The 23,526-nt window shown below is 63.6% G+C and carries 23 protein-coding genes; 5 read left to right on the top strand and 18 right to left on the bottom strand.

The genetic code is table 11. From position 1 onward, the window contains the following. Nucleotide 1 precedes the first annotated feature (1 nt). The 3 genes from SO180_RS14270 to SO180_RS14280 all read right to left on the bottom strand — a co-directional run bounded on the left by SO180_RS14270 (nt 2) and on the right by SO180_RS14280 (nt 1,819). The gene (locus tag SO180_RS14270; protein ID WP_449379541.1) at nt 2-583 is read right to left on the bottom strand and encodes a TetR/AcrR family transcriptional regulator; all 582 of its coding nucleotides are present in this window, start codon (nt 581-583) and stop codon (nt 2-4) included. Nucleotides 584-692: 109 nt separating this feature from the next. Next, on the bottom strand, nt 693-1,283 hold the full coding sequence (locus tag SO180_RS14275; protein ID WP_449379462.1) for a thiamine pyrophosphate-dependent enzyme: 591 nt from the start codon (nt 1,281-1,283) through the stop codon (nt 693-695). Then, complete coding sequence (locus SO180_RS14280; protein ID WP_449379463.1) at nt 1,280-1,819, bottom strand: phosphonopyruvate decarboxylase; 540 nt, start codon at nt 1,817-1,819, stop codon at nt 1,280-1,282. Before SO180_RS14280 ends, SO180_RS14275 begins: the two co-directional genes overlap by 4 nt. Nucleotides 1,820-1,923: 104 nt before the next feature. Here SO180_RS14280 and SO180_RS14285 point away from each other — a divergent pair, with 104 nt between their 5' ends. Together SO180_RS14285 and SO180_RS14290 are read left to right on the top strand one after the other, a co-directional pair. Further along, on the top strand, nt 1,924-3,156 hold the full coding sequence (locus SO180_RS14285) for a cytochrome P450 (RefSeq protein ID WP_449379464.1): 1,233 nt from the start codon (nt 1,924-1,926) through the stop codon (nt 3,154-3,156). Between the two features lie 18 nt (nt 3,157-3,174). Further along, entirely contained in the window at nt 3,175-3,849 is a 675-nt protein-coding gene (locus SO180_RS14290) for an ion channel (RefSeq protein ID WP_449379465.1), read from the top strand. 260 nt (nt 3,850-4,109) lie between these two features. Here SO180_RS14290 and SO180_RS14295 read toward each other — a convergent pair whose 3' ends face one another. The 9 genes from SO180_RS14295 to SO180_RS14335 all read right to left on the bottom strand — a co-directional run bounded on the left by SO180_RS14295 (nt 4,110) and on the right by SO180_RS14335 (nt 13,756). After that, nucleotides 4,110-4,973 carry a sugar phosphate isomerase/epimerase family protein gene (locus SO180_RS14295; protein WP_449379466.1) on the bottom strand — a complete coding sequence of 288 codons (864 nt, stop codon included), beginning with the start codon at nt 4,971-4,973 and terminating at the stop codon, nt 4,110-4,112. Beyond that, nucleotides 4,973-6,163, bottom strand: coding sequence for a dihydrodipicolinate synthase family protein (locus SO180_RS14300; protein ID WP_449379467.1), 1,191 nt, complete (start codon nt 6,161-6,163; stop codon nt 4,973-4,975). The genes SO180_RS14295 and SO180_RS14300 overlap by 1 nt, the downstream gene beginning before the upstream one ends. A gap of 10 nt (nt 6,164-6,173) precedes the next feature. After that, nucleotides 6,174-7,325 (bottom strand): Gfo/Idh/MocA family protein, encoded by a 1,152-nt coding sequence (locus SO180_RS14305; protein ID WP_449379468.1) that lies wholly within the window; start codon nt 7,323-7,325, stop codon nt 6,174-6,176. Further along, nucleotides 7,322-8,731 carry a hypothetical protein gene (locus SO180_RS14310; RefSeq protein WP_449379469.1) on the bottom strand — a complete coding sequence of 470 codons (1,410 nt, stop codon included), beginning with the start codon at nt 8,729-8,731 and terminating at the stop codon, nt 7,322-7,324. Before SO180_RS14310 ends, SO180_RS14305 begins: the two co-directional genes overlap by 4 nt. Nucleotides 8,732-8,943: 212 nt before the next feature. Beyond that, nucleotides 8,944-9,789: an ABC transporter ATP-binding protein gene (locus SO180_RS14315; protein WP_449379470.1), complete on the bottom strand. Its 846-nt coding sequence runs from the start codon at nt 9,787-9,789 to the stop codon at nt 8,944-8,946. Continuing rightward, nucleotides 9,786-10,778: an ABC transporter substrate-binding protein gene (locus tag SO180_RS14320; RefSeq protein ID WP_449379471.1), complete on the bottom strand. Its 993-nt coding sequence runs from the start codon at nt 10,776-10,778 to the stop codon at nt 9,786-9,788. Before SO180_RS14320 ends, SO180_RS14315 begins: the two co-directional genes overlap by 4 nt. A 104-nt stretch (nt 10,779-10,882) precedes the next feature. Then, entirely contained in the window at nt 10,883-11,692 is an 810-nt protein-coding gene (locus tag SO180_RS14325; RefSeq protein ID WP_449379472.1) for an ABC transporter permease, read from the bottom strand. Nucleotides 11,693-12,130: 438 nt separating this feature from the next. Next, nucleotides 12,131-12,838 carry a TetR/AcrR family transcriptional regulator gene (locus tag SO180_RS14330; protein WP_449379473.1) on the bottom strand — a complete coding sequence of 236 codons (708 nt, stop codon included), beginning with the start codon at nt 12,836-12,838 and terminating at the stop codon, nt 12,131-12,133. Between the two features lie 69 nt (nt 12,839-12,907). Beyond that, a complete protein-coding gene (locus SO180_RS14335; RefSeq protein WP_449379474.1) occupies nt 12,908-13,756 on the bottom strand; it encodes a VOC family protein in 849 nt (282 codons plus the stop codon). 212 nt (nt 13,757-13,968) lie between these two features. On the opposite strand from SO180_RS14335, the gene SO180_RS14340 reads away from it, so the two are divergent. Both SO180_RS14340 and SO180_RS14345 read left to right on the top strand, forming a co-directional pair. Continuing rightward, nucleotides 13,969-14,862: a sugar kinase gene (locus SO180_RS14340; RefSeq protein ID WP_449379475.1), complete on the top strand. Its 894-nt coding sequence runs from the start codon at nt 13,969-13,971 to the stop codon at nt 14,860-14,862. Between the two features lie 18 nt (nt 14,863-14,880). Beyond that, nucleotides 14,881-15,798 carry a ribokinase gene (locus SO180_RS14345; protein ID WP_449379476.1) on the top strand — a complete coding sequence of 306 codons (918 nt, stop codon included), beginning with the start codon at nt 14,881-14,883 and terminating at the stop codon, nt 15,796-15,798. Here SO180_RS14345 and SO180_RS14350 read toward each other — a convergent pair whose 3' ends face one another. Beyond that, nucleotides 15,799-17,019, bottom strand: coding sequence for an NAD(P)/FAD-dependent oxidoreductase (locus SO180_RS14350; protein ID WP_449379477.1), 1,221 nt, complete (start codon nt 17,017-17,019; stop codon nt 15,799-15,801). It lies immediately after the preceding gene. A 236-nt stretch (nt 17,020-17,255) separates the two neighbouring features. Between SO180_RS14350 and SO180_RS14355 the strand changes: the two genes are divergently transcribed. Continuing rightward, complete coding sequence (locus SO180_RS14355) at nt 17,256-18,053, top strand: enoyl-CoA hydratase/isomerase family protein (RefSeq protein ID WP_449379478.1); 798 nt, start codon at nt 17,256-17,258, stop codon at nt 18,051-18,053. Nucleotides 18,054-18,061: 8 nt separating this feature from the next. Here the strand turns inward: SO180_RS14355 and SO180_RS14360 are convergent, their stop codons facing one another. The 5 genes from SO180_RS14360 to SO180_RS14380 all read right to left on the bottom strand — a co-directional run bounded on the left by SO180_RS14360 (nt 18,062) and on the right by SO180_RS14380 (nt 23,507). Next, entirely contained in the window at nt 18,062-19,402 is a 1,341-nt protein-coding gene (locus tag SO180_RS14360; RefSeq protein ID WP_449379479.1) for a TRAP transporter large permease, read from the bottom strand. Next, complete coding sequence (locus tag SO180_RS14365; RefSeq protein WP_449379480.1) at nt 19,399-19,974, bottom strand: TRAP transporter small permease; 576 nt, start codon at nt 19,972-19,974, stop codon at nt 19,399-19,401. The genes SO180_RS14360 and SO180_RS14365 overlap by 4 nt, the downstream gene beginning before the upstream one ends. Before the next feature lie 155 nt (nt 19,975-20,129). Continuing rightward, nucleotides 20,130-21,125: a TRAP transporter substrate-binding protein gene (locus SO180_RS14370; protein WP_449379481.1), complete on the bottom strand. Its 996-nt coding sequence runs from the start codon at nt 21,123-21,125 to the stop codon at nt 20,130-20,132. Between the two features lie 60 nt (nt 21,126-21,185). Further along, nucleotides 21,186-22,916: an IlvD/Edd family dehydratase gene (locus SO180_RS14375; protein ID WP_449379482.1), complete on the bottom strand. Its 1,731-nt coding sequence runs from the start codon at nt 22,914-22,916 to the stop codon at nt 21,186-21,188. A 117-nt stretch (nt 22,917-23,033) separates the two neighbouring features. Next, complete coding sequence (locus SO180_RS14380; protein ID WP_449379483.1) at nt 23,034-23,507, bottom strand: GNAT family N-acetyltransferase; 474 nt, start codon at nt 23,505-23,507, stop codon at nt 23,034-23,036. Between the last annotated feature and the right edge of the window lie 19 nt (nt 23,508-23,526).

Here is a 23,526-nt window from a genome sequence, read left to right on the forward strand (position 1 = left end):
GTCATGCACTTTCTGCAATCGCCGCCTTGCCGGCACCCGGCGCCAAAGCGCGGCCCAGATGCGAAGCAATTGCGGCGTCGTTAAGTCCGATACCTCTCAGGAGAAACTCACAGAGCTGCCCTTCCAGATCGTCCGCCTTGCCGTAAGCGAGGCAGGGCGTGGCCGGCAGCCTGGTCAGCGCAGCCGTCATCAGCGAATGGTGCGCGAACCAGAACAGGTTGAGCGGCGCCGTTGCGCAGGGCCTCGCGTCCCCCGCCGCCACCGCACGCTCCAGCGAGGCGACGAAGACGGCTCTGTGTATAAGAGACAGGCTGCGGATCAGCTCGACCAGGGTGGCCGTCGACGGCTCACGCTCAAGAAGCTCCATCAGAGCCGGATCGGCCTCGCACTCGTCGCTGAGGATTTCGGCATAGAGCGCCGCCTTGGACGGAAAATGCTTGAACAGCAGCGCCTCGGAAATGGCAGCCGCGGCCGCCACGCTCTTGGTCGTGGTGCCGGTATACCCGTGACGGGCAAAACAACGTTTAGCGGCACCGAGGATGAGTTGCCTCCTCAGGTCGCTGGTCATACGCAATGAGCTCATGTGAGTGAGTAAGCACTCACCCACGCAAAAGTCAAGCAGGATGCTGCGATGCAACCAAAATGCGTTGGCGACTCAGCGGGATATCGCCCCCTGGGCCGCCGGCACTGAGCTAGATCGGCGGGAACCCGAGGTCGCCGCGCAGCCGGTTGACGATGTAGGTGCCGTCGCGCGTGGGCAGGATCCGGGTCAGTTCGGCACTGTCGATCTTCACATTGGCAAAGCGGGGGCCGGCCGAGACGTCATGGACGGACGCGGCGAAGGCCTCGACCTCCGCCATGGTGGAGATCGCCCGGCTGTCCTTGATACCGCAGGCCTTGGCGACGCCGACGAGATCGGCGGCGGCCGAGGTGTGACTGGTCTGGCCACCGGTCTCGCCATAGCGTTCGTTGTCCAGCACCACGATCGAGAGATTGGCGGGCTTCTGCAGGCCGATGGTGGCAAGACTCCCCATACCCATCAGCATCTCGCCATCGCCGGTGATGACCAGCACCGGCAGTTTTGGCTGGGCCAGCGCCAGCCCCAGGCCAATCATCGCGGCGCCGCCCATGCCGCCCCAGAGATAGAAGTTGCGCGCATGGTCACCGGCGGCGCTGATGTCGTTGGTCGAGGCGCCGAGACCACCGATCGCGACCACATCCCTGCGGTTCGCAAGCAGCGCGGTGACGACCTGGCGGCGATCGAGGAGATTGGTCTTGCTCATTTGGTGAAAACCTTGGCACCGATCAGGCGCTGCGACAGGAGAACGGCGGTCGGCGTCAACGCGTTGTAGGCCTGCGCTGCGGCGGCCTCCAGCACGGCCGGCACTTCGGCGGCCTGCGACGCGCGCAGCACCTTAACGCCGGAGAGTTCGAACACGCCCTGCGTGGTCGATCCCATTGGTACCTGCCAGGGATTGAACTCGCCCCATTCGCCGCGCATCGTCACCAGCGTGAGGAACGGAAAGCGCAGGATCGGGATCAGCGACAGCATGTTGATGCAATTGCCGACCCCGCTCGACTGCATCAGCAGCACGCCGCGCTGTCCGCCGGTCCAAGCGCCGGCAAGCAGCGCCACGCCCTCCTCCTCGGTCGTCAGCGGAATGCCGCGCATGCTGGAGGACGCGAGCACGCGCTCGATGAGTTTGGAGTGTCCGGCATCGGGCACATAAGGCACCTGCCGGACATCGAAGCGCTCCAGGGCCGCGAAGATCTCGTCAGGCCATGACGGCGGGGCATCAGCATCAGTGCGCGCGTGCATTTTGGTGTCCAGTCGGCTAGCAAGTCGGAAGAAGTCTAGACGGACGCACGCGTCGTTCGAAGAACAATAACGGCATATCGGCTTTAACCGGTGAGTATAGCGGGATGAACGCACACGCGAGAGAGCTGGCGGCGAGCTTCGACCTGGAGAAGCTGACCGCGGAATTCTACGACAACCCCTATCCCACCTATCGTGCACTGCGGGAGAACGAGCCGGTCAAGCGCCTGCCGAACGGCACGGTGTTCCTGACGCGCTATGACGATCTGGTCGCCGCCTACAAGAACACGAGATCGTTCAGCTCGGACAAGAAGAAGGAGTTCGCGCCGAAATACGGCGCCTCCCTGCTCTACGAGCACCACACCACGAGCCTCGTCTTCAACGATCCGCCCGCCCACACCCGCGTGCGGCGCCTGATCATGGGCGCGCTGTCGCCGCGCGCGATCGCCAGCATGGAGGTCGATCTGGTTGCGCTGGTCGATCGGCTGCTCGATGCCATCGCTGCCAAAGGCGACTGCGAACTGATCGGCGACTTCGCCGCCTCCATCCCCATCGAGGTGATCGGCAACCTGCTTGACGTCCCCCATGACGAGCGCGAGCCGCTGCGCGGCTGGTCGCTGGCGATTTTGGGCGCGCTCGAGCCAGTCATCTCGCCGGAAGCTTTTGCACGCGGCAATCAAGCGGTGAAGGACTTCCTTGCCTATCTCACAACGCTTGTCGCGCGCCGGCGCCAAAAACCCGGCAATCCCGAGCGCGACGTGCTGACGCGCCTGATCCAGGGAGAAGATAGCGGCGAGGACAATGGCGAACGGCTGACCGAGACCGAGCTGCTGCACAATTGCATCTTCCTGCTCAATGCCGGCCATGAGACGACCACCAACCTCATCGGCAACGGCCTCGTGGCACTCGACCGCCATCCCGACCAGAAGCAGCGGCTGATCCAGAACCCCGAACTGATCAAGACGGCGGTCGAGGAGATGGCGCGCTACGAGAGCTCAAACCAGCTCGGCAACCGCATGACCACCGAGCCGGTCGAGCTCGGCGGCGTGGCGTTGGAGGCCGGCACCTCGATTACGCTGTGCATTGGCGCTGCGAACCGCGATCCCGCGCAATTTCCTGATCCCGAAGTCTTCGACATCGCGCGCGCACCTAACCGCCATCTCGCCTTCGCCACCGGCGCGCATCAATGCGCCGGCATGGCGCTGGCGCGGCTGGAAGGCGCCATCGCGATTTCGCACTTCCTGGCGCGCTTCCCGAACTATGCCTTGAGCGGGAAGCCCGTGCGTGGCGGCCGCGTCCGGTTCCGCGGCTTCCTCAGCGTGCCGTGCTCGATCGGCTGATGGGTGGCGAGGAAACACATGAGCATCGAGAGCTTGCGTAAGCGCTGGGCCGATCCGCTCTTGACGGCGCTGACCGGACTCCTCGTCGTCATGATGTTCGTCGTTGCGCCGCTCCAGGCCCTCGGAATCTTCGCCTTCCAGGTATCCGAGCTCGTACTCGCGCTGCTGCTCGTTTGCGGCATCTTCATCATCTCGGGGAGTCCGATCGCGGTCGCGGCGATGCTGCTCGCACTCGTCATGATCGTCATCGGCGCCGTCCTGCGCTTCCACTCGCCCTCGCTGCTCGACCTCAACCTCTTCGCCGGCTCATGGTTCATCCTCGGCGTCGCGATGGCGTGGGCTGTGGCGCGCGCGACCTTTGCACCCGGGCGCATCAATTTTCATCGCGTCATCGGCGCCGTCCTGCTCTACTTCACCGTCGCCGTGATCTTCGCAGCTCTTTTCACCTTCGTCGGATCGCTCGTGCCGGAAGCCTTTTCCGGCATGAAGGTGCAAGATAGTCCGGCGCTGGCAAGCCAAGTGATCTATTTCAGCTTCGCAACCATGACGACGACCGGCTACGGCGACGTTGCACCCGTGCATCCCATCGTTCGCAGCCTCTGCAATCTCGAAGCCATATTCGGACAGCTCTATCCGGCGACCCTGCTGGCGAGGCTGGTGACGCTGGAGCTCGAGCACCGCGACAAGGAGTGAGTTTCGAAACGTGTCTCGCATTTTCGGCCAAGGCCCGAATGCCTACGGCAGACAAGCTGGAGTGACGGCTGCCTGCGTCGGAAGATCCCAAGGCCGGTGGCCATCAACAACGAACGATTTCGCCAATCGGGTGCAGCCGGCGTTGGACGAGTTCTATGCGACGCTGAGCAGCGAGCAGAAGGCGCTTCAACGCGCTGCCCCGGACGGCAAGCCAGTGATTGCAAGCCAGTGATTTTCGCATCGCTGCCTGAGTACCGATCCTACACCACGCTCCGGTGCCGTTCGATGCAGGTGCGCAACACCTCATCCATCGGCTTGTCCCACCAGTCATTGGAGAAGATCTCGATCTCGGAATAGCCGGCATAGCCTTGGGCCTCGACCGCGGAGCGCACCGATTTGATATCGATCACCCCGTCGCCCATCATGCCGCGGTCGTTGAGGATGTCCTTCGTCGGCACCAGCCAGTCGCAGACATGGAACGCCAGCAGGCGATCCTGGCCCGCGCGCGCGACCTGGCTCATCAGCTCCGGATCCCACCAGATGTGATAGACGTCGAGCGCGACGCCCAACGTACCGCTGCGACCGGGATCGAGCCGGTCGCAGATATCGAGCGCCTGCTTCGTCGTGTTCACGCAGGCGCGGTCCGCGGCATAAGCCGGATGCAACGGCTCGATCGCAAGCGGCAGTCTTGCTTGACTGGCGTAGTCGAGCATTTCACCGAGAGCATCCTCGACCTGCGCACGCGCTGAAACGATATCTTTCGAGGCGCCACTGCCCGGCCGCGAATATTGCGGCAGGCCGCCGACGACCAGCACGATGCAGGAGGCGCCAAGCGCCTTGGCTTCGTCCACGCAGCGGCGATTGTCGTCGCGCACCTCCGTGCGGCGCGCAGCGTCGGACGTGAACATGCCGCCACGGCAATAGCCCGAGAGCTCCAGCCCGGCGTCGCGCACCGCGCGCACGGCACGGTCGAGCCCCACATTGGCGACCTGATCGCGCCAGGGATCGATGGCGCGAATGCCGTGGCGCGCGCAGGCGTCGATGATGGCGACGAGGTCGCCCTGCCTGCGGACCGTCGCCGTGTTCAGCGACAGCCAGCGATGATCGGAAGAGAAGTCGCGCATCAGGCTTCGATTCCGCGTGAGGCCATCACGGTCTTCATCCGCTGTGTCGCGGCTTCCGGATTGGCGAGCAGCCCGGCCTGATCAGCGAGCCGGAACAGCTCGGCCAGATGGAGCGTCGAGCGCGCGCTCTCCTGTCCGCCCACCATGGTGAAGTGATCCTGGTGGCCGTTCAGATAGGCCATGAACACAACGCCGGTCTTGTAGAACCGCGTCGGCGCCTTGAAGATGTGACGCGACAGCGGCACGGTCGGCCCCAGCACGTCGTGGAAACCGGCCTCGTCGCCGGCCGCGAGCCGCGACAGCGCATATGAGGCCGCCGGCGCGATCGCGTCGAAAATACCGAGCAATGCGTGCGAAAAGCCCTCTTCGTCGCCGGCGATCAGCTCCGCATAGTTGAAGTCATCGCCGGTGTACATCTTGATGCGCTGGTCGAGGCGACGGCGCATGTCGATCTCGCGCTGCTTGTCGAGCAGCGAGACTTTGACGCCATCGACTTTGGCGGCATTGCCGTTGATGATGGCGACGGCGGTATCCATCGCCTTGTCCAGATCCGTGGTGCCCCAATAGCCCGTCAGGGCCGGATCGAACATGTCTCCGAGCCAGTGGATGATCACGGGCTCGCGGACTTGCGACAACACACGGTCATAGACCTTGGCGTAGTCGTCGGCATTGCGGCCGAGTCTTGCCAGCGCCCGCGACGCCATCAGGATGATGCGGCCGCCGACCTTCTCGACCGCCGCAATCTGCTCCTCATAGGCGCGGATCACGTCGTCGAGGCCTTTGGCATCCTCGACCGCGAGGTGATCGGTACCCGCCCCCGAGAACACCAGCGCGTTGCGCCGCTTTGCGGCTGCGACCGATCGCGTGATCAATTCCAGCGAGGTCGGCCAGTCCAGCCCCATGCCGCGCTGCGCGGTGTCCATGGCTTCGGCAACACCAAGACCGAGATCCCAGACATGCTCGCGGAAGGCAATGGTCTTGTCCCAGTCGATAGCGGCGGAGAGCCAGGGATCGTTGTCGGCGAGCGGATCAGCCACCATGTGCGCGGCCGAGAACGCAACGCGGTTCAGCGTGCCCTCGAGCTTTGCAGGGAAGCTGCGCGAGGCAGCAAGCCGATAGATCTCGATCGAACGATCCGCCTTCGGCAGTTTCAGCGACAAGGACGATGTCGGCATGACCGGCTTGTTCATGGCTTCCTCCTCAGACCTTGATCGGGGCAACGTCGATCCAGCGCCGCTCCTTCCAGCTCTTCAGCGCACATTCGGCGAGCTGTACTCCCTTGGCGCCTTCGAGCAGCGTGAACTTGTACGGCGCATCCTCGCAGACGTGCCGGATGTACATCTCCCACTGCTCCTTGAAGCCGTTGTCGTAGGAGACATTGTCCGGCAACTTCTGCCAGTCGCCGTAGAAATCATGCAGCCGCTTCTCGTCGGGATTCCACACCGGCCGGGGCGTCGCCTGGCGCGCCTGGATCATGCAGTCGGAGAGGCCCGCCACGGCCGAGCCGAGCGTACCGTCGACCTGGAAGGTGACGAGATCATCGCGATAGACGCGCGTGACCCAGGACATGTTGATATGGGCGATGATGCCGCCCTTGAGCTGGAAGGTGGCGTAGGCGGAGTCATCGGCCGTCGCCTTGTACGTCTGGCCCTGCTCGTCATAGCGTTCGGGAATGTCGGTGTTGCCGATGCAGACCACGCTCTCGACGTCGCCAAAGAGATTGTCGAGCACGTATCGCCAGTGGCAGACCATGTCCAGGATGATGCCGCCGCCATCCTCATTGCGATAGTTCCAGGATGGCCGCTGCGCCTCCTGCCAGCCGCCTTCGAATACCCAATAGCCGAACTCGCCGCGCACCGAGAGGATGCGGCCGAAGAATCCGGAATCGCGCAGGAACGCGAGCTTCTTCAATCCCGGAAGGAACAGCTTGTCCTGCACCGTGCCGTGCTTGACGCCCTTCGCGTTGGCGAGCCGCACCACTTCGACAGCTTCCTCGAAATTGGTCGCAATCGGCTTCTCGCAATAGACGTGCTTGCCGGCGTTGATCGCGCGGGTCAGCAGGTTCGGTCGCGCCTGCGTGGTCGCGGCGTCGAAGAACACGCTATCGTTCTCGTCGGCCAGCGCCGCATCGAGATCGGTGGTCCAGCGCGTGATGTTGAACTGCTTTGCCAGCCGCTCGATCTTGTCGGCGCTGCGGCCGACCAGGATCGGATCGGGCATCACGCGGTCGCCGTTCTTCAGCTTGACGCCGCCCTGGTCGCGGATCGCGACGATCGAGCGGATCAGATGCTGGTTGAGCCCCATGCGGCCGGTGACGCCGTTCATGATGAGGCCGAGGCGTTGCGTGGTCATGCCGATTGCTCCTGGAGTGATCTTGGCTGCTCGAGCGGCGCCAGTGCCGACCAGTCCGGATGGACCGACGTCGCAAAGCCCGGTATGGCGAGCGATCCCGTCAGGAGATCGCCGTCGTGAATGGAAAGGCGGATGCCCCGGCCGGTATCGGCATAGAGATCGGGGTGCGCGACCGCGAACGCCCTTGCTTCGCCTGCGGGCGCATCGCCAAAGCCGTCGGCATAGTGGTGGCCGTTGCGCTCGGCGTGGGTGATGCCGATGAGGGCGCCGAGCGCGAGATCCTGCTGGACTGCAAGGCCGGCCTGGCAGGTCAGGTCCTCGCTGGTGACGAAGAACTTTTCGCCGCCGGCACTCCATTTCGCGGCGCGGGTAGCGTTGATGATCGACTTGTAAAGGCCCTTGCAGGATTTCGACGAAATGCCGCGATAACCGAGCGCCCGCGCTGCCGGGAAGGCATCATAGGAATCGTCGGCCTCGTCGATGATGAAGCTGCGTGCCGCGAGCGAGCCAAGCGGCGTCTGCCGGGTAATATCGCGGGGCATCGGCTGCTCGATGTAGAGCAGTCGCGTCGCGATCGACCGTAGCGCCGCGTCCCGGTCAAGCCGATCGATCAGCGCGTGCAGCGCGGCGAGATCGGCGTATTGTTCGTTGGCGTCGAGCGAAACCTTGTAGCCATGTCCGAGCGTCCCAAGCTCGGTGCCGATGCGCGCCAGCCGCTTCGCATCATCTTGCGGATTGCCGGAAAGCTTGAGCTTGAAATAACGCGCCCCGCGGTTTTCCTGCGCATCAGCGACGCCGCCCTTCCCTTCGATGTTGTCGTCGAGACCAACCGTGTGCCTGACCGCGACCCGCAGCAGCGGCTTACGCTCGCCCAGGAATTTTGCGATGTCGGCGCGGACCAGATCGGGCGCAAGCCGGGCATCGACACCGGCGATGTTCTCGGTCATGCCATCGAAGAAACTTGTCCCGGCTGCCCGCAGCAGCGCATCCAGGACGGCCTTGTCGATCTCGGCGGGGCCGTAGGCAGCCGTGAGCGCTGGGATGTCCCTTTTTGCGCAGGCGGCAACATGCGCGCCGGTACAGACGGCGTGCAGGCCGAATGCGGTATGGAATCCCGATTGCGCCAGATAGAGCTCGCGCGCGATCTCGAGCGAGCGGCGCAACTCATCGACCGTCTGCTCCGGCGAGAGCTCTGGCCGCTTGTCGAACCATTTTGGCACCAGCAGCTCGGCGCTGGCGCCGACTGCGGTTCCCCTACCCGTCCCCTTGCCCTCGACCTCGATCTCGGCCCGCACGAAGATCTGGGGCGTTGCGCTGATGGTGACAGCGCCGAAACGGAACGGCCGCGTGAAGCGCACGGGCCGTTCGAAAAATGCGATGTCTCGCAGCTTCAGGCGCGGGGACATGTTACGGCCTGACGAGGTTGGTGAGCGAGGTTTGGCCGCGGCCGCGGTGCAGCTCTCCCGCTTGCGGGAGAGCTCGGCACGAAGTGCCGGGTGAGGGTTTTCTCCTCTGGAGGGTTTTCGCGAGCGGAAACACCCTCTCCCCAACCCTCCCCCGCAGGCGGGGGAGGAAGCGCACCGTCTTCTTGGCTACGGCCAGAACCAATCGCATTGCCTTAATCCAATGCACCTTGCGTGAAGAAGTGCGTGCGGATGCGTTGCACGAGCTCGGTGAAGACGGGGTCGGCCATCACGTCGAGCGAACGCGGACGCGGCAGCGGCACGTCGTAGATCGCCGCGATCGCGCCCGGCCGCTCGGTCATGACCAGGACTCGGTCAGCGAGGAACACGGCTTCTGAAATGGAATGCGTGATCAGCAGCACCGTCTTGCCGGTCTCGCGCTGGATTCGCATCAGCTCCACGTTCATGCGCTCGCGCGTCAGCGCATCGAGCGCGCCGAACGGCTCGTCCATCAGCATGATCTTGGGATCGTGCACCAGCGCACGGCAGATCGAGGCGCGCTGCTGCATGCCTCCGGAAAGCTGCCAGGGCAGCTTCTTCTCGAACCCTTCGAGGCCGACCAGCTTCAGCAATTGCTTCGCGCGTTCGAGATATTTCGCCCGCGGCAGCCGTTTCATGTCGATCGGCAGCATCACGTTGGTCAAGATGTTGCGCCACGGTAGCAGCAGCGCGTTCTGGAAGACGATGCCGACATTGCCGTGCGGCTTCGTCACCTTCTCGCCGTCGACCAGGATTTCACCGCTCGACGGCGGCAAGAGCCCGGAGATCAGTTTCAGCAACGTGGACTTGCCGCAGCCGGAGGGGCCGACCACGACAAAGAACTCGCCCTCATTGATGTGGAAGTCGAGCGGCCGCAGCGACGGCACGTCGCCGTCGCGCGAACGATAGGTTTTCGACACGCCGGACAGCTTGATGCCCGACGTGTCGCTGCCGGCCCGGTCGCTCACCAGTCGAAGATGAGCGGCCGGCTGCACGTCGCTTGGTTTGGCCGCCGATTTCACGAGTCGCCCTTCGGCAGATAGTCGTTGGTGTAGAACGCCTTCGGGTTCTCCTTGGCCTTGGCATCGAGACCGCCATATTCGACCAAGAGGTTGACCGTATCGGTCATGTTCTGGTCGGTGACCTGGAACGGCCGCTTGTTCTTGGTCTCGGCGGTCCGGTAGAGCGGAATGGTCAGCTCAAAGCCCTGCGTCAGCGTGTCGATCTTGCCGCCCTTCGGATTGGCGTCGAGGATCGACTGCGCGGCGGCCTTCGGGTCCTTCTCAGCGGCTTCCACCGCCTTGGTCGTCGCCGACATGAAGCGGCGGACGAGATCGGCATTGGCCTTCACGTAGTCCGCGTTGGCGATGATGCCCGAGGAGACCATGTTGATGCCGTAGTCGGCAAACTTGATCGGATAAACATCCTTGCCGGTCGCATCCTTGATCTTCATCGACTGGTCCATGACATAGCCGAGGAGGAGGTCGGCCTGGCCGTTGATGACCGCGTTGAGCTTGGTCTGGCCGTCACCGGCAACGGTCTGGAAGTCGCTCTCCTTCAGGCCAGTCTTCTTCAGGAACAACGGCCAGATCTGCGTCATCGAGTCCGCGGGGGTGATCGCTACCGTCTTGCCCTTGATGTCCTCGGGCTTCCTGATGTTCTTGTCGACAAAACCCATCGCCGACATCGGGCTGGTCTGGAGCAGCACGCCGGTCGCGATCACGGGCGCACCCTTGATTGCGGCGCGCATCATGGTGGGAACGTCGACATAGCCGAAGTCGGCGGTCTTGGCCGCAACGGCCTGCGTCGTTGCCGCCGAGCCGCGGCCTTCCTGGATCTCGAGGTCGATGCCTTCAGCGGCGTAAATGCCCTTGGCCTTGCCGTAATAGAACGGCGCGTGCTCGCCATAGACATACCAGTTGAGCATCAGCACGACCTTGTCGGCGGCCTGTGCCGGCGCGACGAAGAGCGCCATCAGCGTCACCGAGACAACTCCTATCCACCGCCTCATCACGTCTCTCCCTTGTCGTTTTGTTTCGGCCGTTGCTGGCCATTCGTTGTTTTAGCTTTTGTTTGAGCATCGGAAAACCGCTGCACACTTTTCCGGATCATGCTCTAAGAGGCAAAAATGACGTCCTCGCGCTGGCTGACATGCCAGGGAATGACGAGGCGCTCGATCCGGTCGACGATCCAGAACAGCACCACGCCGAGCAGCGCCAGGATCACCAGCGCCGCGAACATCGTCGGCAGGTCGAAGGTTCCGATCGAGCGCTGCATGACGTAGCCGATACCGGAATTGGAACCGACGAACTCGCCGACAACTGCGCCAACGACGGCGAGCGTCACGGAGACTTTCAGGCCGGAGAAGATCGCCGGTAGCGCATGCGGCAGGTTCACCGCGCGGAACACCTGGAAGCGACTGCCCTGCATAGCGCGAGCGAGATCGACCATATCAGGATCGACCGACTTGAAGCCCTGCACGGCGGAAACCACCACGGGGAAGAATCCGAGCAGGAATGCGGAAATCACTTTTGGAATGATGCCGAAGCCGAACCAGACCACGAACAGTGGCGCGATCGCGATCTTCGGCACGGACTGCGAGAACACCAGAAGCGGATAGACGTAGCTCTCGACCGTCTTCGAGCCTGCGATCAGCATCGCCACGGGAATGCCGAACAGCGCGGACAGGAGGAAACCGCAGACCGTTGCATAGGTCGTCGGCCAGCACTGTCGCAACAGTTCCGGCCAGTCGGTGCGCAGCACCGCGACGACGTCGGCCGGCGCCGGAATCTGGTAGGCGGGAATCCTGAACAGCCGGATCGCGAGATCCCAGGCAATGACGACGAATACCAGGAACAGGAACGGCCGCACCCAGACCGCGTTCAGCATTTTCGACAGCGCACTCTGCGGTTTGGCCTCCGCCACATCTCACTCCCGGTCTTCTTTTTGGTTCTTGGGTTCGATCTTGGGAGAAATTAACTTGTTGGATAAATACTGTCCAGTGCTTTCCCTGTGGCGTTTTGCGGCTGTTCCCGTTTCTTCGTTTAGATAGCGGAACAGTCGCGCCACGCTTCCAGCGTCATTCCCCGCGAAAGCGGGGAATCCAGTACGCCGCAGCTTCTACGTATCCTCGCACTGCTCTGGAATACTGGATCGCCCGCTTTCGGCTTTCGCGGGCGATGACAGCTGGGGCTATCGAAGCAGTGCGCAGGATGGGTCGAACGGCATGCCGATGACGGCCTCGCGCCGCTGATTTACCCGACGCGTCAAAGGCTTCGCGGAATGCGCAAGGCATCAGACCGGCGGCTACCGGCTACTTTGCATGGGGTTGTTTTCGAGATTTTGGTTTGCCGTCGGCCCCGGCTAGACCGGCTGGTGCTGCGCCACGCGCGGCTTCGGCGCCTTGACCATGTCGAACAATTCCGCCGAGCGCCCGGTCAGTGCCGCCAGCACGAGGCCGACCATGTGCGCGAGCCGCTCCTCCTTGGCGTCTTTCGCGAGCAGGTCGCGGCCGAAAATCACGCTCAGCGTGGCGCTGTTGGAGAGATAGAAGAAGGTGAGCGCCGCGATCGAGATGTAGAGCTGCACCGGATCGACCGCGACCTGGAAGTCGCCGCTCTCGACGCCACGGCGGACCACGGCACGGATCATCTCGACGAAGGGCGAGTGCATCGACTTGACCTTGGTCGAGCGTTTCAGATGTCTTGCGCGCGCGAGGTTCTCGGTCTGGAGCAGCGACAGGAATTCGGGGTTTCGCAGAAAGTAATTCCAGGTGAACTCGATCAGCCGCTTGATGGCCTCGGGCGGATCGAGATGCTCCAGATCGAGCCCCCGCTCCTCGTTGCGTATCTTCTCATAGGCGCCCTCCAGCACCGCGAGATAAAGCTCGTCCTTCTTGCCGACGTGGTAGTAGAGCATGCGCTTGTTGGCGCCGGCCTTGGCCGCGATGCGATCGACGCGGGCACCCGCAAGGCCATGGGCCGAAAACTCCTGCTTGGCGGCTTCGAGGATGCGAAGCCGCATCCCTTCCGGGTCGCGCTGCCATTTGAGAGTTCGTTTTGCCTTCGCCAAACCGCTTGCCCGCCAATACTTGTCCCGATTGCATGTATCACGCGCGCGTGGGTTTGAGAATGCGAGCGATCACGCTGCCGGCTTTGGTGCGCGCTCGAGGAGGATCGTCTGGATGCCGCAGGTGCCGGTGCGCACCGTCATCACCCGCGTGCCCGGCTTTCGGCCGTTGCGCACCTCGCTGACGTCGACGCCCGCGGCGATCAGGCGGGCGCGGGTCGCTTCGATGTCGGCGACGCGCCAGCTCAGGCCCCAGAGCCGGTCATGGGTGAGGTCACCGCCCGCAACCGGCCGCCGCACCACCTCGACGATGAGATCGCCGCAGCGGAAGAACATGAGCTGGCCCCAGTCGTGATGCGAGCGGTCGAGCGCCAGGTCGAGCCCGAGCCGGGCGCCATAGAGCGACGCGGCACGCTCGGAATCCTCGGTCGCGACCACGACGTGGTCGAGCCCTTCGATCGGGCCGACGTCGGTTGCCGCCGAGATCGGGCGCTGCTCGGCGAGCTCGAGAAAGAACATGCGCACGCCGCGCGTGAGTTCGGTGGACGTGCGGGTGCGCCTCCAGTGCAGCACCGCGCCGCTCTCGTCGTCGCGACTCTCGACCTCGGTGACCGGCTCCGGCTTCAGCGCCACCCGGTCGAGCCGCCGGTGCACCTTGCCAATGTCTGCAACGCGGAAGCACAGGCTTGCGAGCATGCCCTCGTGGTCGTCCAGCAGCGCGCGCATCCGGTCGGCGGTGACGCTGAAGCCGCTCGGCGCCATCAATTCCAGCGTCATGTTGTCGAGGGTGAACAGTACGCGGTCGGCACCGTCGCCGGAGTTTTGCCAGGCCGGTGCCCGTGCCAGCAGGGTCTGATACGCAGCCCTGGCGGCGGCGATATCGCTGACCAGGGCGACCACGTGATCGAGGCCGGTGATCATGTTCCCCCCTTAGTTGATCGACCCGGAACAACGGCTCGAAATACGGCATTTGTCCGGGCTTGGCATTGCCCAGTGATGGTCGTATTCCGGCCCTATGCTCACCTCAAGCGCTGAGGGCGGTGCCTTTGCGAATAATTTCCGCGTTCCATCCGCGGAAGCGGTGCTAATGTAATGCCGCCGGCCGGGACCACCCAGCGCATCACGGACAACCAATGCAGGCTCTCTTTATCGGACAGACCTATATCGACGTCACCTTCATTACCGACCACATGCCGACCGGCGACGAGAAGCACGTGGCGGACGCCTACGCGGTCTCCTTCGGTGGTAATGCGGTCACGGCGGCTTTCTGCTGCGCCAAACTGGGAATCGTGCCCGACCTGATCGCGACCGTCGCGAACGACTGGCTTGGCCGCATGTTCCAGGACATGTGCGCCAAATACGCGATCTCGCTGCACAACCGGAAGGTCAACCAGTCCTCGCTGTCCTTCATCATGCCCAAGGACGGCAAGCGGGCGATCGTCCGCTGCCGCGACGATCACCACATCCATCCCTTCCCGATCCTCAATCTCGGCAGTTGTCGCGCGCTGCATATCGACGGCCACCAGCCGGATGCTGCGATCCACTACGCGAAGGTGTGCCGCGAGGCCGGCATTCTGACCTCGCTCGACGGCGGCGGCCTGCGCACCAACACGCATGAGCTCCTTGAATTCATCGATGTTGCAATCGTCGCGGAGCGGCTGTGCGAGCAGATGGATCTGACGCCGGACAAGATGCTCGATTATCTCAAGAGCCGCGGCTGCAAGATCGGCGGCGTCACCATGGGCGAGAAGGGCCTGCTCTGGTACAACGAGACCGGAGCGGTTGACATCATGCCCGCGATGCCGATCCCGCGCGAGCGCGTGATCGACACCAACGGCGCCGGCGACGTGTTCCACGGCGCTTACATCTATTCCTACCTCGCCCATCCCGGTAAAAGCTGGCGCGAGCATTTCGACTTCGCCCGCGCCGCCTCGACCCACAAGATCCAGCGCCTCGGTAACGAGGCCGGACTGCCGACCCTTGTCGACATCGCCAAAGTCAGGCAGGAATTCGAGGTGAGGGTCTAGGCTTCGCTGGGGTTTCACATGGGGCGTGTCTTCGTGGCCGGTAGCATCAACATGGATGTGGTGGCGACCGCCAATCGCCATCCCAGGGTCGGCGAGACCGTCGCCGGCAAAGAGGTGCTGTATTTCCCGGGCGGTAAGGGTGCGAACCAGGCGGTCGCGGCTTCAAGGCTTGGCGCGGGGACGACACTGATCGGCCGGCTCGGCAAGGACTCCTTCGGCACAGAGCTGAAGGCGTTCCTCGAAGGTCAAGGCATCGATCTTGGCTATGTCCAGGAGACGGCGGAGGCCCACACCGGCACCGCCATCATCACGGTCGCCGAGGCCGACAACACCATCGTCGTCATTCCCGGCACCAATGCGCTGGTCAGCGCCGAGGACGTCGGCGTTGTACCCCTGGTGATGGGCGATGTCGCCGTCAGCCAGTTCGAGATTCCGCTGCCCACGATTGCTGCCTTTTTCCGGCGTGCCCGCGCCGCGCAGGCGAAGACGATGCTCAATCCGGCTCCGGCACAGATATTCGGCCGCGACCTGCTCGAACTGGTCGACGTGCTGGTGCTGAACGAGACCGAGCTTGGCCTGCTCGCCGACGTGGCGTTGTCCGACAGCGACGACGTTGCGCGGATCCTAGATGCAGCGCGGCGGCTTCAGGCGAGCCCGGATCAGACCATCTGCGTCACGCTCGGCAAGCGCGGCGTCGTCGCGCTCGCGGGCCGCGAGGAGCTGGTCGTGCCGGGCCGCGTTGTGAAGGCCGTCGACACCACCGGCGCCGGCGATTGCTTCGTCGGCGCGCTGGCCGCTCAGCTTGCAGGTGGCGCGGCCCTGCGCGACGCGCTCGCCTTTGCCAACGCCGCCGCCTCGATCTCCGTGCAGCGTATGGGTGCCGGCCCTTCGATGCCGACGGCGGAAGAAGTTTCGGCTGTCCTCAACGAACGCTGATCAAGCCAGCGCGCTCTTCAGATCGAAGGTCTCGTCCGCGGCGTTCTCGGGAGCGAGCGAGCGGTCCATGCCGAGCAGCCGACGGCCGAACATGTGATCGCCGGCGCGATTGATGGATTCGATGCCGAGCAGCTTGTCGCCCTTGTAGCAGAAAGCCGAGAACGCCTTCTTCGTGGGACCGCCGCGCAGCACGACGCGGTCGTAGCCTGTCGTCAGCCCCGCAATCTGCAGCTTGTCATCGCCCTGGTCGCTCCAGAACCAGGGCTGGCCGTCATAGACCTTTTTGTCACCGGTCAGCCGCGCCGCCACGCAGCGGGCGTGGTCGGTCGCGTTCTGCACCGACTCCAGCCGCAGCGAGCCTCCGAAGCGCGGGCTCGCGAACAGCGCACAATCGCCGACTGCCGAGATGTTCGGATCGGCCGTCAGGAGATATTCGTCGACGATGATGCCCGAGGCGACCGGCAGCCCCGCCTCTGCCGCGAGCTCGATATTGGGCAACACACCGACGCCGACCACGACAAGATCCGCCGGCAGATGCCGGCCGTCGCTCAAGGAGACACCGGTGACCTCGCCGCCCTCGGCCTCGATGCTGGTCGCCTGCACGCCGAGATGGATGCGGATGCCTGCCTCGCGATGGCGCTCCTGGAAATACTCCGAGACCTCCGCCGTCACCGCCCGCGCCATCACGCGCGGTGCGAGCTCGAGCACGTCAACCTCCAGCCCTTTGATCCGGGCGGTAGATGCGAATTCGAGGCCGATGAAGCCGGCACCGATCACCACGACCCGTGTCTTTGACGGGATGATCTTCCGCAACGCCTCGCTTTCATCGAGGATACGCAGGTATTTGACGTCAGGCAGATTGGCGTTGGGCAGATCAAGCAACCGGTTGCGCGCTCCCGTCGCCAGCACGAGGTGGCCGTAGTCGAACGTCTCGCCGGAGGCGAGATGAACCTTGCCCGCGGCGCGGTCGATCGAGGTCGCGCGTCCCGCAATCAGCTCGATCTTCTGGTCGGTATAAAATTTCTCCGGCCGGAACATCAGGCTTTCAGGGCCAGCCGAGCCCTTGATATAGGCCTTGGACAAAGGCGGCCGCTGATAGGGTGGATGCGCCTCGTCATTGATCAGGCAGATGCGACCGGCAAAGCCGGACTGACGGAGCGACGCGGCAACCTGGTAGCCGCCATGGCCCGCGCCGACGATGATCACCGAACCGTCCGTCATCGGAACGGCCCAACTTTCTGGACACGAGCGTTACCCATGTCGTCTCCTCTCTCTCGCTGATTTTGGCTTGCTGGCCTTGTCGGTCGAGGAGCCGGCGCTCGTGTCCGTCCCTAAACGATGGCACCGCCATTTGACCCTATCGTTCCCGGTAACGCAAGAGCGACTGACGGTAGGGATTGTCTCCCCTCGCCTTCTGCGATTTAGTTGCGGCAAAGACCTCTTGCCGGGGATTTGCCATGTCCGCGTCCACCGCCTCCCACCCCGACGATGCCGCCCTGCTGCGCATCGACGGCCCCGTCGCCACCATCACGCTCCACCGCCCCGCAGCGTTCAACTCGATCAATCTCGCGATCGCGCAGAGGCTCGAGCAGCTCGCCGTCGAGATCGAGGCCTCCGATGCGATCAGGGTCATCGTCATCGAAGGCGAAGGCCGCGCCTTTTGCGCCGGCGGCGATCTGCAGACCATCGGTGCTGCGGCCGAAGCTAACACGGTGACACCGGTCGTCGGCGAGCTTTTGAAGCATTATCACGCGTTCATCGAGACGCTCAGGCGCATGCCAAAATTGTCGCTCTCGAGCGTGCACGGCTCGGCCGCCGGTGCCGGCATGGGACTGGCCTTCGTCACCGATCTCTGCATCGCCGCGGAAGATGCCAAGTTCACGCCGGCCTATGCCAAGATCGGCGTCTCGCCCGACGGCGGCAGCACGGTCGGGATTGTAGGAACCGTCGGCACAAGGCGCGCGCTGCAGATCTTCCTTGCGGAGGACAGCTTTACCGCGCAGCAGGCCCACGAATGGGGTCTCGTCGCCAAGGTCGTTCCCGCGGCTGAGCTCAAGGCGGCCACACGGCAGCTCGCAGAGCGCCTCGCGCAAACCCCGCCAGCGGCGATTGCGGGAACAAAGTCGCTCGTCTATCAGGCCACGACGACGCCGGTGAGGCAGCAGCTCGACGCAGAAGAGCACAAGATCATTATGGCGATGCACACGGACGATTTTCGGGTGGCCGTGAAGAAATTCACCAGCAAGGGCAAATAGCCGCCAACCTACTGAGGGCAGAGATAGCCTGTGCCCGCCGGCGATTTGAAGCAACCGACCGACTCGGGAAGCACGTGCCGCGGCAGCCACAAAACCACGCTCGGGAAATAGATCGCAAACGCGATGGTGGCGAAGAACACGACGTAGATCGGCAACGCGGCGCGCAGCGCCTTCGCAAAGCTGATGCCGACGAATTTCGATGCCATCAGCAGCACGAGGCCATAGGGCGGCGTGATCAGGCCGAAGGCGAGCGTTGCGATCAGCACCACGCCCATATGCACGCCGTTGATGTCGCCCGCCTCCGTCAGCGCGTTGACCAGAGGCATGAAAATGATGATGGTCGGCACCGGCTCGATGAAGTCGCCGACGACGGTGAACAGCAGCACCATCAGGAGCATGATCAGGTGCGGATCGTTACCGGCGATGGAGGTGATCCATTCCGCGATGTAGTTCGCGCCGCGCAAATAGGCGAGCATCCAGCCGAACGCGTTGGCGGCGCCGATCGTGATCAGCGGCAGCGCGAAGATCAGCCCGGCAAGGCAGAAATCGTACGGAATCTTCTTGAAGTGGCCGCGGTTCAGTGCGGGGATCACGACCAGGATGATCCAGGCCACGGCGACGACGCCGGCTTCCGTCGGCGTGAACCAGCCGGTCAAGATGCCGCCGAGCAGGATCACCGGGATCATCAGCGGCAAGGCCGCATCGCCGGCAGCGAACACCACCTGCCGCAGCGGCGCGCGCGGCTTGCGCAGGCCCGAGGGGCCAAAGAAATAGCAGTAGATCATCAGGCCGAAGCCGATCATCAGGCCCGGCACCACGCCCGCCATGAACAGGCCGGCGATCGAGACGTTGCCGACGGCGCCATAGACCACCGCGGTGATGCTCGGCGGCACCAGCGCCGCAATGGTCGAGGCCGACGCAATGATCGCAGCGATGAATGCGGGCTCGTAGCCTTCGCGCTTCATCGGGCCTCCCAGCGCACGGCTCATCACGGCGACGTCGGCCGTGGTCGAGCCTGACATTTCCGAGAAGAACATGCTGAAGACGACGACGACCTGGGACAGCCCTCCCCTGATATGCCCGACCAGCGATACCGAGAGGTTCGCGATACGCACCACCACGTTCGCCGAGCTCATGAGTTCGCCGACCAGCAGGAAGAACGGGATCGCCAGCAGTGCCTCGGAATCGACGCCGTCAAAGATCTTCTGAATGATGGCGGCGAGCGAGACGTCGGACAGGATTGCGCCAATGAAGACGCCCGCCATCAGCGAGAACGGCACGGGCACACCGAGATAGCCGAAGAAAAGGAAGCAGAACGACATCAACGCCAGGACGACGGGTGCGCTCACGGCTGCACCCTTCTCTCGCCGGCCGCGGGAGGCGCAGCAACTTCGTCTGGCGGCTCGGGATGATCAAAACCGTTGCGCAGGCCGTTGACGAGCTGCTCGATGGTGAACAGGCCGATCAGGACGCCCGACACCGGAATGATGGCATAGAGCGAGGCGATCGGCGTGCCCGACGGGAGACGAAAACTGCCGAAGCCACGGAGATAGTTGAGATAGCCGTACCAGATCAGGCAGGCGGCGACGCCGAGCACAACGATGCGGATGACGACCTCGACGATCAGCCGCGGCGTGCCATGCATCGCCTCGGAGATCGCGGTGAGATAGAGATGGTCGTTGCGCCGCGTCGCGGCCGCCGTGCCAATGAAGATCGCGTAGATGAACAGCGTCGAGGTGACCTCCTGCAGCCACAGCCAGGGATGACCGATGGTGCGCGTGACGATGTCGGCGGTCACCGAGAGCGAGAAACCGAAGCACAGCACGCCACAAAGCATCATCAGCGCAAGCTCGAGCCAGTCGAGCGAGCGCCATTTCAGATGACGCTGGCGTTGCAATACGAGCTTGTCGGCGATCGCCATTTTGGTCCCCGTCGTCCCGGCGAAAGCCGGGACCCATAGCCCCGAAAGGAAGTTGTTGCGCGAGCTGGCGACTCCAAGTCTTCGCCAAACTCAATCCTGTGGTTTATGGGTCCCGGCCTTCGCCGGGACGACGCAGAGAAAAGCCTGCACGCGGCCTAGTTGATCGACCGGATCAGGTTCTTGATCTTCTCGGCGTGCGGGCCGAGATCCTTGGCGAGCTTGTCGAGATAGGGATCGGCGATCGCCGTAAAGCTCTTCTTGTCGACGTTGTCTACGATCTTGACGCCCATCTTCTTCAGCTTCTCGGCCGCGCTGCGCTCGAGATCGAACGCCTTCTGTGGCTCCTTCGAGCTGATCTCGTTCGCCGCAGTCTGCACCCACTGCTTCTGCTCGGCCGAGAGGCTTTGCCAGAGCTTGTCGGAGACGAACACCAGCGCGTTGTTGGCCTCGTGCTCGGTGATGTTGAGCACCGGCGCCACTTCGTAATGCTTGTTGACGAGATAGACGTTGATGCTGTTCTCGGCGACGTCGACCACGCCGGTTTGCAGCGAAGTGTAGACGCTGCCGAAGGGCATGTGCACGGTCTGGGCGCCATAGGCCGGGAACATTGTGTCCTCCGTCGCGGTCGCCTGCACGCGGACCTTCAGCCCCTTGATGTCACCGACGTTGTGAATCTCCCGCTTGGAGTACATGTGGCGCACGCCTTGCGAGCCCGTCGCAATGACGTGCAGGCCCTGCGTGGTCTCGTCGATCAACGTCTTGAGCGCCTCGAACACTTTCGGGTCGGCCAATCCCTTGATCACGTGATTTTCGTCGCGGAACAGAAAGTGCAGCGACATCACGCCGGCCTGCGGCGAGATCGTCGCGGTGTTGGCGGAGGAGATGATTGCGAATTCGACGTCGCCCGCCTTCACGAGCTGGAGCACCTGCGGCTCCTGGCCGAGCTGCGCGCCGGGATATTGATCGATGATCATGGTGCCCTTGCTCAATTCCTTGAGCTTGTCGGCAAAGAGATCGCCGGCGATCGAATAGCCGGTGTTGCGCGGCTGGTCGTAGGCGAAGCGATAGTGCTTTACCTCCTGTGCGGATGCGCTAGTTGCGAACAGGATCGCGGCCGTTGCCGCCAGCCCAAGCATGGATCGTGCAATCATCGTCTCCCCCTGTTTTATGGTTCGCCGCTTTTGCGGCTGAACGGTTTTGCGGGTGGTCGCTCACCCCTTCTCGGTCTTTTGCTCGGTCTTTGGTCCGGTCCTCTGCATGAAATCGAAGTCACAGCCTTCGTCGGCCTGCAAGATGGTCTCGTTGAACAGCCAAGCATAGCCACGTCTGCTATTGTCCGGCGCGGCCGCTGGCTTCAACGCCGCCCGCCGTCGCGCTAGCTCCGCATCGTCAACCAGAAGCTCGATGCTGCGCTTGGCAACGTCCAGCCGGATCATGTCGCCATTCTTCACCAGAGCAAGCGGCCCGCCGACGGCGGATTCCGGCGTGATGTGGAGCACGATGGTGCCGAAGGCCGTGCCGCTCATGCGCGCGTCGGAGATGCGCACCATGTCCTTGGTGCCACCACGCGCGAGCTTCTTCGGGATCGGCAGGTAACCCGCTTCCGGCATGCCGGGCGCCCCCTTCGGTCCCGCATTGCGCAGCACCAGCACGTCATCGGCGGTGACGTCGAGATCGGGATCATCGACCCGCAGGGTCATGTCCTCGACGGATTCGAACACCACGGCACGCCCGGTGTGCTGCAACAGCTTGGGGCTTGCCGCGGATTGCTTGATGACCGCGCCGCGCGGCGCGAGATTGCCGTGCAGGACGGCAAGCCCGCCCTCGGGCTTGATCGGATTGTCGCGCGGACGGATAGCGTCCTGTCCGGGCACCTCTTCCGCATTGGCAACCACGTCGCGCAGCGTCTGTCCAGAAATCGTCTTGGCGTCGAGATCGATGAGATCGCCAAGCTGCGCGAGCAGCTTCGGCACGCCGCCGGCGTGATGGAAATGCTCCATATAGTGCTCGCCGGACGGTTTGAGATCGACCAGCACCGGCACTTCGCGGCCGAGCTTGTCGAAGGCGTCGAGATCGAGCCGGAGCGGCGAGCGATGCGCCATCGCCGTCAGATGGATCAGGCCGTTGGTCGAGCCGCCGATCGCTTGCAGCACGACCTGCGCATTCCTGAAGGACGCCGGCGTCAGCAATTCACTCGGCTTCGGTCCCTTGGTCTTGGCCATCTCCGCGGCGACCTTGCCGCTCGCCTCCGCCAGGCGGAAGCGCTCGGCGTGCGGCGCCGGGATCGTCGCGCTCATCGGCAGTGAAAGCCCCAGCGCCTCGATCATGCAGGCCATGGTCGAGGCCGTACCCATCACCATGCAGGTGCCGACCGAAGGCGCGAGCCGGCCGTTGACCGCCTCGATCTCGACGTCATCGATATCGCCCGCGCGATATTTCCCCCACAGCCGCCGACAGTCCGTGCAGGCGCCCAGCACCTCGCCCTTGTGGTGGCCGACGACCATTGGCCCCACGGGAATGACGACGGTCGGCAGGTCGGCGCTGATCGCCGCCATCACTTGCGCGGGCAGAGTCTTGTCGCAGCCACCGATTACGATCACCGCGTCCATCGGCTGGGCACGGATCATCTCCTCGGTGTCCATCGCCATCAGATTGCGTAGGTACATCGATGTCGGATGCGCAAAACTCTCCGCGATCGAGATGGTCGGGAACACGAAGGGCATCGCGCCCGACAGCATCACGCCGCGCTTGGCGGCCTCGATGATCTGAGGCACGTTGCCGTGGCACGGATTGTAATCACTGTAGGTGTTGGTGATGCCGACTATCGGGCGCTCGAGCGCGTCGTCGGAATAGCCCATGGCCTTGATGAAGGCCTTGCGCAGGAACAGCGAGAAGCCGGCATCGCCGTAGCTCGTCAGCCCCTTGCGCAAGCCACTCGTCATGACGCCACTCCGTTCGCCTCGCCATTGCCCCATTGTCGTACAGGCCGGCCCCCGATTGTCAACAACAGAGCACAAGTCGGATTATCTGAACCGGATCGCGGACGAGGAGACCAAGCGCTAAAGCGCGCGCTCTGCGCGTTCCACGAGCCGATCCAGAGCGTCGGCAGGCATGACCCACCGCCGCCACTCAGGATCCTCAGTTGCACCGAGACCGCGATAAAATGACCGCGCCAGCACGTTGTCGTTCAGCACGAACCAGCAGAAGCGCTTGTGTCCTGTCGCACGGGCATGCAGCGCCATTTGCCGCATGAGTCTTTGGCCGACACGCCCGCCTCGGCACTCCGGATCAACATAGAGCCATTTCAGCATCAAGAGTGGCCGCAGCGTATGCATAAAAGGGATTTCGTAATGAACGGCCATTCCGGCAAGCGACCCAGGACCTGCATCTGCGACGTAAGCGCCAAACTCGGGCCGCTCACCGAAGCCACGACGTAGCAGCTCCGCTTCATTAAGGCTGAAATTCTGACCACGCTCAAAGCTGACAATCGCACGCATGAGCCGAAGCAGTTCCGGTACGTCGCTCTCATGCATTGGCCGTATTGTGATTGCG

This window comes from Bradyrhizobium sp. UFLA05-112 (assembly GCF_053572325.1).